At 38.0% G+C, this 11,375-nt stretch carries 6 protein-coding genes; all 6 read right to left on the bottom strand.

Going from position 1 to position 11,375, the window contains the following annotated elements; translation table 11 throughout:
* Positions 1–7: 7 nt before the first annotated feature.
* Complete coding sequence (locus ACM55M_RS03490) at positions 8–2,380, bottom strand: beta-L-arabinofuranosidase domain-containing protein (RefSeq protein WP_416856104.1); 2,373 nt, start codon at positions 2,378–2,380, stop codon at positions 8–10.
* 12 nt (positions 2,381–2,392) lie between these two features.
* Positions 2,393–5,017, bottom strand: a complete 2,625-nt coding sequence (locus ACM55M_RS03495; RefSeq protein WP_416856106.1) for an alpha-L-arabinofuranosidase C-terminal domain-containing protein — start codon at positions 5,015–5,017, stop codon at positions 2,393–2,395.
* A 4-nt stretch (positions 5,018–5,021) separates the two neighbouring features.
* Positions 5,022–6,053 (bottom strand): family 43 glycosylhydrolase, encoded by a 1,032-nt coding sequence (locus tag ACM55M_RS03500; protein ID WP_416856107.1) that lies wholly within the window; start codon positions 6,051–6,053, stop codon positions 5,022–5,024.
* Between the two features lie 11 nt (positions 6,054–6,064).
* The gene (locus tag ACM55M_RS03505; RefSeq protein WP_416856108.1) at positions 6,065–7,027 is read right to left on the bottom strand and encodes a glycoside hydrolase family 43 protein; all 963 of its coding nucleotides are present in this window, start codon (positions 7,025–7,027) and stop codon (positions 6,065–6,067) included.
* A 245-nt stretch (positions 7,028–7,272) separates the two neighbouring features.
* On the bottom strand, positions 7,273–8,349 hold the full coding sequence (locus ACM55M_RS03510) for a glycoside hydrolase family 43 protein (RefSeq protein WP_416856109.1): 1,077 nt from the start codon (positions 8,347–8,349) through the stop codon (positions 7,273–7,275).
* A gap of 576 nt (positions 8,350–8,925) precedes the next feature.
* Positions 8,926–11,259 carry a beta-galactosidase gene (locus ACM55M_RS03515; RefSeq protein WP_416856110.1) on the bottom strand — a complete coding sequence of 778 codons (2,334 nt, stop codon included), beginning with the start codon at positions 11,257–11,259 and terminating at the stop codon, positions 8,926–8,928.
* Positions 11,260–11,375: the final 116 nt, after the last annotated feature.

The raw sequence follows: 11,375 nt of genomic DNA on the forward strand, positions 1-11,375 counted from the left end.
AGTTGTTCTATTTTAATATCCGAACCTCGTAAATACCGGTAATGGTCGAATTTGGTTTTGCTTTAAATTGTACTTGCAAAATTTTATGTTTTCCGTTGAGAATCGCTAAAGGAAGTTCGATTATCTTATCTATAAATTGATTTCCTTCTGATCCGTCCATATTCATCGATGCTACCAAAACATCGTTAACATAAATATCAAAATTTCTATTTTTGTCGGCACCAAAATAGGTAATGCGCAATTTACGGGCTTCTAAATTATTATTTTTCAAATCATAACTGAAATAACCTTGCCCATTTCGGTAATGACGTTCTTTAAACATTCCGGTATCTGTTTTTTCTCCTTTGAAATTATGGTCGGATTCCGGTTGTTGTTCTCCTGCGGTAACCACATCAACGGTAATTGCTTCTAATTTCATTTGCGCTTCCTCTCTTTCTTTCATGGCTTTTTGTATTTCTGGCAACTTTTCTTTGGTGGTATAGGGCCAATATAACATATATCTGGCATCATGAATCTGGAAGAACGGAACGAGTTGCAGGTTCTTGTATTTCTCCTGATAAATAAGATCCGAAGCGCTGAAAGTAAATAGTTTGTTGGCTACAGCTTTCAATGAAGCGGCTAAATCAGTGTTGTTGGAAACGAGTAAAGGTGCATCTTCTATTGGGTAAATTGGGCCGTTGGCAATATGTCCCATACGACTGTCATCTGCATGAAGGCCAACTAAATCTGTTGTGTCTGTTACTGCAGCAAGTACAATAGGTCCATGTACAAAAGAAACCCAGGCCGATTTATCCGGAAGTTGTTCCGTTTTGTTTTGCATGGGTAAAATAACTGAAATCACGTCTCCCGTTTTCCATTTTCGTTCAATAGAAACATAAGAATTCAGGTCTTTTATAAGGCTAATTGTTGTGTTGTTGACCGTAATTTTCATTTTGCCGTCTTCTATCCAAGATGGATAACGGAACTTAATGGTAAATTTTTGTGATTTTTTCAACGTTAGTGTGATGGACGATTGTTCTTCAAACGGAAACTTTGTATTTTGCGTAAGCGTAATTCCTTTCTCTTTCCAATTCAGCGTCGAAGGAATAAAAAGGTTAACATAAAGATTTTGTTTGTCGTGTGCATAAATGAGTTCTCCATATTTCCCGTGGTTTTCCAAACCAGAACCTACGCAGCACCAGAAAGATTGTTGGGATTCTGAATAGACTCTGTAATGACGAGGTCGGATAGGGGTAAAATAAACGAATCCACCATCAGGATGCTGGGATGACAAGATGTGGTTGTAGGTCGTCCGTTCGTAATAATCTATATATTTTGAAGAAGGGTCTGCAAGAAATAAATGCTTACTTAATTTAAGCATGTTGTAACTGTTACACGTTTCAGGGCCTTCTCGCGATTCCAATATAGATGAAAAATCGGTGGCGGAATTAAAATGTTCTCTCACGCTATTTCCTCCAATAGAAATCGTTCTGTTGTTTACCACCGTATTCCAGAAAAATTTAGCTGCATTTGCCCATTCTTTATCTCTAGAAACTTCGGCAACACGCATAAAACCTATTACTTTAGGAATCTGGGTATTGGCATGAATTCCGTTAAGGGCATCGGTATCTTTCAAAAGTGGGTCAAGAATTGCTTTGTGGGAGAATTTTCGAGCCAAAACCAAATATTTTTTATCGCCCGTTATCGCTGCTACATCGGCAAAAACCTCATTCATGCCGCCATGCTCACTGCGCAACATCTGTTGGATCTGATCATCGGAAAGGGTTTCGGTAAGATTCAAACACCAGTCGGAAAGTTGGATTAGCATTTTTTTGGCTTTTTCATTTCCAGTCAAAGTGTAAGCATCTACCAATCCGGCATATACTTTATGGATGTTGTACCAAGGCACCCATTTATTATTCAATGAAAAACTTCCAGCGTCAATTTTTCCTTTGGCAATCTCCTCCCACAAGGCTTTGCTTCCGGGAACACCTCCAATGTATCCATTGCCGTTTTTCTGCTGACATTTTTCGAGTTCGTTAAGTATATAGTCAAGTCTTTCCTTTATTTGCTTATTTCCGGTTGTGGCATACATCTCTGACAAAGCCGAAAGATAGTGCCCGCCAATATGACCATCAAGACCGGTATTTTCCCAATTGGCATAACTTTTTGATTTAGATTCTATTCCTGCTTCTCTCAAATAAGGAACTAATAGTCGATCAGCATCAAGGGCCAAAATATATTTCATGTCGGTTTCTTGAGCCGCTTTAAAAGGACCCTCCAGTAAACGAACCGAGGATAACGGAAAACTTTGAAGTTGGGACGACTGTCCGTAAACAGAAGCTGTTGAAACCAGTACAAGTCCGAGCCAAAATGATTTTTTAATACTATTTGGTATCATCTTTTTTGAATTTTATTTATTTAAGCCAATAGTTTTAATGCGATATACGGTGAACGAGTATGCCGGTAATTCAGCATTCATTAACTCTGAAACAGGAGAAGTGGAAACTATCGGTTTCGCTTTTTTGTCGCTTGGATCACCTTTTAATACGGTTTTTATAGCCTCATTGCTTCCTAGATTACCATTTTTCAAGTCAACGGATGCAGTAACGGCAACAGGTAGGAGGTTGACCAGTTTTACGATTATGTCGTTACTTTTAGTGTCCTTAACAACAGACATGGCAATACGGGTTTTTACATTTTCCTGGTTGTTGGAAAGGTTAATCTCACTAGGGATATAGTAGTCACCGGCGTTTTGACCATAGAGTTTCTGTACCTCATAACCAACCGTTGGTCGCACTTCCGTATTGCTGAAATAGATCAGGTTGGGATTCCATTGTGTATGTTTGTCTTTGGCCAATAATGGCGCATAAGAAGTCATGCTGACTACATCACCATTGCGTTCCAAAGAAGTTAAATACAAGGCTTCCGCCAAGGCTGTTTCGATATTATTGGGTTTCCCAGGCAAGTGGGCAGCATATTCGCCAAGATATACTTTGGGTTTGGAACGATCATATTGGTCATAATAATCCTGATTATAGATGAACCATCCAGGCGATTGATAGTAGTGTTCGTCAACCATTGGCACACCCAATTTTGAAGCGATATCCCAGCCTTCCTGATAATCAGTGCCTTCAAAGGATGGACCTACGGTTCCAATTACCGTTATTTCAGGGTGTTTCTCCTTCATTGCTTTGAAGATCATGGTGAAACGTTCTTCAAAAATATCAGTGATAAGGTCTTCGTTTCCGATACCAACATATTTCAGGTTAAAAGGCTTCGGATGTCCGGCTTCGGCACGTTTCCCCCCCCATTTGGTAGTTGCATCACCATTGGCATATTCAACCAAATCCAAAATGTCTTGCACGTAATTTTCCATATCACACATTGGAACTCCGCCTTGTTGTCCAGCACTTCCTGTTGACGAGTTTTGACAAGGAACACCAGCAGCAATAACGGGTAATGGTTCGGCACCAGCATCTTCGCAAAATTGGAAATATTCGAAATAACCTAAACCAACCGTTTGATGATAGCCCCAAAGATTGCGCATCGGCTTACGGGCTTCGAGTGGGCCAATGGTGTTTTTCCAATTATAAATATTGCCAATTCCGTCGCCGTGCGCAACACAGCCTCCTGGAAAACGCATGAATTTTGGTTTTAAGTCCGCCAATGTTTGTGCTAGGTCGGCACGCAATCCACTTTTATGTCCTTTAAACGTTTTCTGAGGGAAAAGCGAAATCAGGTCTAAGTCCAAAGTTCCTGTCATTTGTGGAATGATTTCCAGACCGGCATCGGCCATAGTTGTTTTTACTGTAAGGGCTGCATTGTATTTTTTCCAATTGGTAGTAATCGATTGGGTTGTAGTTTCTCCATAGATTTCTCCATTTTTACCCACCAAACGAATAAGAAGTTTGCCTGCTTTACCATGAGTAGCACGGGCAAATATTGAAAAATCGTATTTTTCGCCCGCTTTTACTGCAATACCGTCAAAACCTTCATTGACCAATGCCGCTCCTGTTTTTTTAATTGCAAGTTTTGCATAATGTTTGTTGTTTGGATGGATTGGGTTTATCGAATCAATAGTATAACTGGCGGTTTCGCCTTTTAGACTCCAAGCTTTGGTACTGTTCCAGGTGACATCCCGGCCTTTTGTATCGCTTATAGTATATTCAAAATCCCTGTTTTGAACCAGTTCAGCGTATAGACCACCATCGGCAGCGTAATTGATGTCTTCAAAAAAGATGCCCAAGAGCGTATTGCTGATTTTTTTAGATTTTGTAACGTCCAAAGTGAACTTCGCTTCCACAGGCTTCAAGTCGGCAAAACGTTCGGTGTCGGTTTTGGTGGTTTCCGCCCAAAGTTGGGTTTTATAAGCTGATAATTGTTGGGTTTTAATCAAGCCATCAACAATACTCCAAGCCACTTTATTGATGGACCCAGTTTCTTGTTTTCCAGCGATAAGGATAGTGCTTCGTGAGTTTTTGTATTCTGTTACTGGGATATTTTTGGTTTCCGAGTATTTTTTGAAATCCTTGGTTGTGGTACACCAAGCTTTGGTTTCGGTTTGATCTTTACTCAACCATGAAATCGTGTATTCCCCTTTTTCTTTGTTGTAAGTCACTTCTGGAGTCAAACAGTTTTTATTGATCATAACAACAGGGTAAGACTGACGACCCCAATAGAGAAGGTCTTGTGACGAAGCGTGGGCAAAAGTTCCGTCCTTTTCGTTCAAGCTCCAAATGCAATGCCACAGTCCATCGGCACCCAGAAATAGTATTGGCGAAACCATTCTTTTTTCCGATCCCCATCTTCCATAATCGGAATGGATATAATGGTATTCCGGCCCTATGGGATGCCAATTGATTTTATCGATACTCCAAGCAAAATGAAGTCCGTCGAAACTTTTTCCTGAAGTATAGGAGAATATATAGGCCTCATTTGGATTGTTAGCGAAAGTCGAAAATGCCGAAAAACACACAAACAGTAATAGACCTAGAAAGTGCTTTTTTTGTTTTTGAAATAGGCAACTATTTTTCATTGTATTATTTTTTAAATTTGACTTTTTTAATTCCCTGATGGGTTGGTATTATTTGTTTTATACTACCATCAGTATTGAATTCCAGTTTGTCAATACATACTTCTCTATTATATCCCGCTGATCTTCCCATGGTGATTCCATTTGGATAATTGAAGCGATGGTAAACAATATACCATTCGTCTTTACCCGGAATTTGAATCACTGAATTATGACCTGTTGCATATATTCCAGCTTGTGCGTCTTTTGCAATGACAAGATTATTTTGTGGGATATTTATTTTCCCCATTGGAGAATCCGAAGTTCCGTAACGCACTTTATAGTTTTCGCTTCGTGTATCATCTTCTGACCAAAGGAAATAATAGTTGCCATTTCTAAAAAAAACGGTAGCGCCTTCACGGAAGGTCTTGTCAGGAGTGATTACTTTGATAGTTTCTTGTTTGATGGAAACCATGTCATCATTAAGTTCGGCGCAAGCCATATAAGAATTTCCCCAGTACAAATAGTTTTTTCCTGTTTGGGGATCCGTGAATACATCTGGATCAATTTGTTGCCCTTTTGTAATGCCTTCAGGATATTTATCGATTAAAGGTTTTCCTGAATCAACAAAGGGTCCCGTAGGATTGTCTGACACAGCGACACCAATCTTTTGCGCAGCACAGAAATAGAAAAAATAGTTGTATTTATTTCCTATTTTCTTTTCTATAATGCAAGGAGCCCATGCGTTTTTCTTTGCCCAGCTCACATCTTTAGGCAGATCCAGGATTACGCCTTCCTCTTTCCAGTTGACTAGATCTGTCGAAGAAAAGGTTTTAAAATAGGTGCCTGACCAATTTTCAAATCCATCACTGGTAGGGTAGATATAAAACTTTCCAGTTTTTTTGGCGAATATAATATCGGGATCAGCATACAATCCTTTTAGAGCAGGGTTGTTATTTTTTTTGTTTTTGTTGGATGTTGATTTTTGGCTAACAGCAGTATTACCATAAGTTAATAGTAAGATAAATACAAAGCCTTTAATCCAATTTGTTAGAATCATTTTTTATGTTTTTAAAATTTTATTTCGCAGTTCCAATTTTTAGCCAGTTTTTGGGCTTCTTTTTTTGTAATTTGAATAACCGCCGGATGCTTTGGCGACGAAAAATTGATCGATTTCATAACTCCTTCGTTGAAGTGTCCCAAATTTTTAAAATTTACAAAATCAGAGGTTTCACTAAACCCAAAATTGTGCGGATTGATGCGGTAGATGTCATATATCAATACCCATTTATTCTCACCAATGCGTTTGTAAATAGTAGGCGCTTCACATCCTACCGGTTCCGGGTCGTACCATTTATCGTCATATTTATAACCTGTATTGATGGAGTCAGAAATCATTTGCTTAACACCCGCTGTTCCGTCATGCGGCACATAGAACAGGTGGTATTTATTGCCTACTTTGGTAATGTCAGCATCAATATAGGCAACCTCTTTTGGATACTCAAACAAAAGTTTTGGAGCGGTTTCTAATTTTGTAAAATCGGAATTCATATAAGAATAATACACTTTGTCTTTTTGGTTGCCAAAGCGCATGGTAAAGTAGATCATGGTCTTTTGCTTTTTATCGTCATATACGAGTTCAGGTGCCCACGCACAGCCAATGTCTGCCAATTCAGGAAAAGCCTGATCCACACGAAGTACGGTATGGGTCCAATGTATCAGATCGGGAGATTTCATTAAAACCAATCCTCTATTGTTTCCCCAGCCGTATTGTTTTCCATCGCGTTCCCATTCTGTAGTGCGATAACCAGCTTTTTGGGCATAAATATGTAGATCGGTCAGTGCCAAATAAAACATTCCGTCTGGTGCTCGGTAAATGTAAGGGTCACGAATTCCTTTTTGCTCTGCAATCGTATCGCCGGCTATAATTGGTTTGGCATTGTTTATATCGGTAAAACTATAGCCATCTTTACTCAATGCCATATACAAACCATGGGTATCGTCTTTAAAATATACCATGAGATACCCTCTCATATTTTTTTCTTTTGGTACTTTGTTTTTTTTCTGAGCCAACACAGAATTGCTGACAAAAAACAACATGCTAAAAACAACTAGAAATTTAATTTTGTTCATAGATATAAAAGTTATTCTTACTGGTCCTATTTGGTATCTCTTTTATTTATTGGTGTTTGCTTCACTGAGTTAATATTTTTCATAGGTGTTCAGCGAATTTCATTTACTTGTGCAACCGTCTTGTTAATGGCGATTTCAGAATTATTTTAGTTTGAATTTGTAGAACCAGTGTCTTTTTTTTCGTAGCCCCATTTGCTTTCTAATTTTTTAGCCTCTTTTGCAGTGATTGGCATAACGGTTCCGTGTCTTGGATGAAAGTTCATGGTTACTTCTTGGTCTATAAGCGTAAAATGTTCCAGATCCTTTGTTTTAGTAAACTGATATTTTCCATTACGATACAGGTCATACATTAATATCCAAGTATCGGAATTATTCAATTTGTATATACCGGAACCTTCTACGTCTTGATCCGTTTGTTCCAGCCGCTTATCCTGAAAGACATACCCTTCGGTAAGTTTGTCAGAAACGGCTTGTTTAATACCTGGATGCATTCCGGTTGCCTTAAAGAATAAGTGGTATTTACCCTCTTTGAAAACAATATCGCCATCAAGACAAGTGCTGTCGTCAGGGCTAAAAAAAAGCTGTTTGGGAGTGGTCGCTAATCCGCTAAAATTGGGATTAGTATAAGCATAATATAGTTTAATGGGACCATCACCGAAACTCATTGACCAATAAATCATGTATTTTCCTTTCTCTGGATCAAATATGGTTTGTGGAGCCCAAATCTTGCTGACTGTTGCTAATTCAGGGAAATTTTGTGGAATGTTTACAACATGTGAAGTCCAGTTTACCAAATCTTTGGACTTTAATAATACCATGGCATAAGTTGGTCCCCAGCCATTTTTTGACGTATTCATATCGGTAGCCACCATATAAAATGTTTCTCCATCGGCCCCACGAAGAATATGCGGATCTCGGACTCCTCCTGTAGAGCTAATCTGGGCTGAACTAATAACGGGCATATTATTATTTAAAGCACTGAAATTATAACCATCCTTGCTGATGGCAAACCGGATGGCTTCTTTATCTTTTCCATTACCAGAAAAGTAGGTGAATAAGTAGGCACTTGTTTTTTTATTGGAAGTCTCCATTTCGGATTTCGAAACTTTCTTTTTAGAAAGTTGTTGTGCTGACATCGATCCAAGAATATTCAGGGCTAAAAATAAACCGAGCCATTTATAAGTGTTCCTTTTTTTTGTGGGTATTATTGAATTGTAATTCATGTTTTATTTTATACAATTTAGTTATTTAGGCATACGTATCAGGACTGGCTTTTACTTCAGGAATTCTAGATTCAAAGCAAGCCTAGCTGATGCAGCCCACAGGGGTAATTGCTGTTCCGTTATGAAATTCTTATCAGTCTGAGATTGGAAAAAAAATAAGACAAGAGTGTTATTTTGCTAAATTTAAATCGAATCGGTTATCGTAATTTTTTGTAATTGCTTGAAACGCATTGTTGTGTTTTTAAGGAATCGGTTAATATTATGATGAATTTTTAATTTTTTGGCATCATAAGTGTATTTTTTACATTTGTAAATATAATTAAAAAAAGCAAGTAAACAAATCAACCTGATAAAAAAAGGAGCTATAATTTAAGAGTCTTGTAATTTAAATTTGATGTTTTTGGAAGAAGTCGTTTCTAAATTTATGAGTTTACTCAAAATATTTTATTTTGAAACTTCTGTGTGAAAATAAGAATTTGTTATTATTAAAAGAGAAATGAAATCAAACAAAAAAAAATGTTTAAATCGGAGACTGCTGTCTCCGATTTAAACATTTTTCAAGATAATTCAATTTGACTATAGTTGGAATGGATCCAATTTAATAAAAACCTTGTAATCTTTAATCATACCATCTGTTTTATTGTCAAAACGATGTAAGTATCTGAAACCTTTTATGGATTCAACCTGTCCCAAATCAATTACAATTTGATGAGGATGTGATGGTTTTGCACCAACAGATTGGGTTTGCCAAAAAGTGGATTCCTGTTGGTCGAAAATTTTATCTGCCGTATAATTTCCTGCAGTCACTTCTTCACTACTGGCATAAACAATTTTCCATTTTAAAACCGGTACTATTTTTCCGTCGGCTCCTATTAATTCCAATTCTGAAAGAGTAGTAAGTGGATCGATTTTCTTTTGCGAATTCAATGCTTCTAGACAAAAATATTTTCCGTTGTATAGTTTAGAAAAGCTAATCTCTTTCCAGCCATTTTCATTGGTAAATGTCCCTGTATGTGCTGGCGTTTCTACTGAGAGATCCAGTTTTTGCCCGGCTGTTTTATGCAGTAAGGATTCGTCAATATTGATTTTGTCTAAAATAGGTTTAGACAAGCCCGCCACTTTTAGACTAACTGGTTTGTCAACATCCAAAATGATGATTTCATTTTTCCCTTTTTTAAGCCATGCGCCCGGTACAAATAAAGTCTGTTGCGGTCCAATTTTCCAAAAACGGCCCAAGTTATACCCATTAACCCAAACCATTCCTTTGCCCCAAGTACTCATGTCTAAAAAAGTATCGCCCGTCTTGGTCAGGTTGAATGAACTTTTATACCATGCCGGACCGTTTACTGCGGTAGTTGTATATTTAACGTTTGCTTGAAATTTGTAATCAACAGGGAAATTATAGACCTGCCAATTTTTTAATTCTTTGGTTGTTTTGCCATCTGTGATTTCAACCTTTTCTGTTATCCCTTTGTTGTCAAGAATCGCTTTTCCGTAATTTACGCGGCCAGTAGCTTCAACTAAAATGTCTAGTTGTGCATTTTCAGGGAGAGCCGGGATTTCAATTGTGTGATCTCCTTTTCTGCGGTCTAATTTTCCTATGGCTTTCCCATTTATAAATACCGTAGCCCAATCATGAAGCTCGGTTATAATTATTTTTTGTTTTACAGTTGAAGCTGTCAATTTCGTTCTGTAAAGAATGCGTCCCCAGCCCTGATCGAAGTTTTCCATGGGTTGGATGTTTTCTGTATTGTGGGCAATAGGCAAATTAGCAAATAAAGAAGCACTTTCTTTTAACTCGAAAGCTGGGATTTCGATAATGGGCATCGCTTGAGGAATCTCTCCCAAAGTTTCACCCTCTTGCAAATAATTCTTTAACAAATTGCGAATAGCAAAAAATTTCTCGGTGGTATTGCCTTGTTCGCCTATTGGTGCATTGTAGTCGTAAGAAGATACCATGGCCGAGTATGGAGCTGCATTTGCGCCACCCCATTGACCAAAAGATGTTCCTCCGTGAGCCATATAAAGACTGAACGAAATTTTCCTGTCCATCATGTCCTTTAAACTTCCTATGAAACTGTCAACAGAACGGGTTTCATGCGGTTTTCCCCAATGATCAAACCAGCCAGTCCAATATTCGCTACACATTAAAGGGGCAGTTGGATTAATTTCTTGAAAGGTTTTAAACTCCTTGTCAATGTTGGCTCCAGCGCCAAAATTCAAAGTCGTGGCAACACCGTCTAATTTGTATTTATTAAAATTAGAAGACCAGTCACAACGAAATAGTTGTGCTTTGTCAAAAGCTTCTCTCACATTATCCCGCATCGCTTCCATATAGGCACCGTCTGATCCATAGGAAGCATATTCATTCTCTACCTGAACCATAATAATGTTTCCGCCATTTTGGATTTGTAAAGGAGCAAGCTGTTTACCGGCTTCCTTAAAAAACTTTCGGGTGCGTTCCATAAAAAACGAATCCGAAAGAGTACGCAAGCGAATGTCTTTTTTCTTTAGCAACCACCAGGGTAAGCCTCCCATATCCCATTCGGCACACACATAAGGTCCAGGACGGACCACGCAATACATTCCGTTTTTTTGTACTAAGCGCACAAATTCAGCGACATCATTTGGTCCTGTAAAATCATAGTAATCCTGTTTTTGTTCGTGTAGGTTCCAGAATAGATAAATACAAATGGTGTTCATTCCCATGGCTTTACAAAGTTGTATTCTTTGTTGCCAGTATTGTTTTGGAATACGAGGATAATGCAACTCTGCCGCACGAATTATAAAAGGTTTTCCGTTTAATAAGAATTCTTTGTTTCCAAGAGTGAACGAATTGTTTTGCTGTTGCGCAATTCCGTCATTTATAAATAGACCGAATATTAAAAGGACAATTAGTAATTTTTTCATTTTTTCATTTTAAAAAAGAGCCGCTGATAAAGTTTAACCAATGGGCGTTCTTTATGTATTTTGTTTGGGATAAATTTTCGGTTATGAAGCTGCTAAATAAAATAGCTATTCATAAT

Source organism: Flavobacterium galactosi, assembly GCF_048158585.1.
GTDB lineage: Bacteria > Bacteroidota > Bacteroidia > Flavobacteriales > Flavobacteriaceae > Flavobacterium > Flavobacterium galactosi.